3 tRNA genes are annotated in these 338 nt (G+C 48.8%); all 3 read right to left on the reverse strand.

What is annotated here, in order from left to right:
* Positions 1-33 precede the first annotated feature (33 nt).
* Positions 34-107: transfer RNA gene (locus V7083_RS08055), tRNA-Trp, on the reverse strand.
* Positions 108-112: 5 nt separating this feature from the next.
* Positions 113-197, reverse strand: a tRNA-Tyr gene (locus V7083_RS08060).
* Positions 198-222: 25 nt separating this feature from the next.
* A tRNA-Thr gene (locus V7083_RS08065) sits at positions 223-298 on the reverse strand.
* Between the last annotated feature and the right edge of the window lie 40 nt (positions 299-338).

Raw genomic sequence — 338 nt, forward strand, 5'->3', positions numbered from 1 at the left:
TTAACCACTTCGCCACAACCGCCATAATAAATATGGCAGGGGTAGTAGGAATTGAACCCACACCAAAGGTTTTGGAGACCTTCGTTCTACCTTTAAACTATACCCCTAAAAATGGTGGAGGGGGACGGATTCGAACCGCCGAACCCTGAGGGAGCGGATTTACAGTCCGCCGCGTTTAGCCACTTCGCTACCCCTCCATTATTATATACACGAATCAGTAAATGGTGCCGGTGAGAGGACTTGAACCCCCAACCTACTGATTACGATTCAGTTGCTCTACCGATTGAGCTACGCCGGCCTAATCAGATCTTAAAGCAAACAAATGGTGGCTCAGGACG

This window comes from Bacillus sp. JJ1764 (assembly GCF_036962145.1).
Lineage (GTDB): Bacteria > Bacillota > Bacilli > Bacillales > Cytobacillaceae > Neobacillus.